Source organism: Xylanibacter rarus, assembly GCF_001275135.1.
Lineage (GTDB): Bacteria > Bacteroidota > Bacteroidia > Bacteroidales > Bacteroidaceae > Prevotella > Prevotella rara.
Genome location: NZ_LFQU01000079.1, coordinates 1 through 1,032 on the forward strand (window position 1 = coordinate 1; position 1,032 = coordinate 1,032).

A 1,032-nucleotide genomic window follows, 5' to 3' on the forward strand; every position below is an offset into this window, starting at 1 on the left:
AACCCGTTGGCGGAATTAATTTAAGTTGATAAATATGAGTAAAAAGTTGTACATGTCGCTGATTTTTAGTAACTTAGTGGTGATTAAAACATTAAGTTCAAACCATCGTATGTACAACCTTTATGCAAAATTCGTCAAAATACTTGAGATATGCAAGCAATTCTCTGAAAATCTCGTCAATGATTCGGGTAATGTTCCACGTCGTGGTCCTGTTCCCAAGTTTTCGGATTTGGAAGTGGTGGCGCTATCCCTGACGGCAGAGACCGAGAGCATTGATAGTGAGAAGTGGTTGTTCGACTATAAATTGCAAGAATACAAGGACAGCATTCCCAATCTCATATCAAGGAGACAGTTCAATGACCGCAGGAAGAAAACGTCAGGCCTGTGTGAGGAACTGCGCAAGCGGATTGCCATGGAAATGGATGGCGGAGAGGAACAATTCTTTGTTGACTCCAAGCCGATAGAGGTCTGTAGGGTTGCAAGAGGAAAACGTTGCAAGATGGGGCGTGCCGGCAATTTCTCGCAAGCTCCCGACTTCGGCTTCTGTGCTTCGCAGAACACGTATTATTTTGGTTATAAGTTACACGCTCTCTGTGGGTTAAGTGGAGTTATCCATTCCTATGATCTGTCAAAGGCAAGTGTGGCTGACCTCCATTATATGAAGGATGTAAAACATACTTATCACGACTGTAGCATCTATGGTGACAAAGGGTATATTGGAGCTGACGTACAGCTTGACTTGTTCGAAACCGCACACATAAGACTGGAGTGTCCGTATCGGCTCAACCAAAAGGATTGGAAACCGACATTCATTCCGTTTGCAAAGGCAAGAAAGAGGATTGAGACAATATTCTCACAACTTACAGACCAGTTCTTGGTCATCAGGAACTACGCGAAAATAACGAATGGTTTGTTTGCCAGAATCATTGGCAAAATTAGTGCACTTACCATTCTGCAATACGTAAACTTCATTAACGACAAGCCCATTGGCAGAATTAAGTATGCACTAAATTAATTCCGCCAACAGGTTAT

The 1,032-nt window shown here is 42.6% G+C and carries 1 protein-coding gene; it reads left to right on the plus strand.

What is annotated here, in order from left to right; genetic code table 11:
* Positions 1 to 34 precede the first annotated feature (34 nt).
* Positions 35 to 1,015 (plus strand): IS982-like element IS1187 family transposase, encoded by a 981-nt coding sequence (locus tag ACU52_RS14555; RefSeq protein WP_032536584.1) that lies wholly within the window; start codon positions 35 to 37, stop codon positions 1,013 to 1,015.
* Positions 1,016 to 1,032 lie beyond the last annotated feature (17 nt).

Bases quoted from the DNA above. Each gene is read 5' to 3' on its own strand.
- ACU52_RS14555 (WP_032536584.1), top strand. From the start codon at position 35: ATGAGTAAAAAGTTGTACATGTCGCTGATTTTTAGTAACTTAGTGGTG.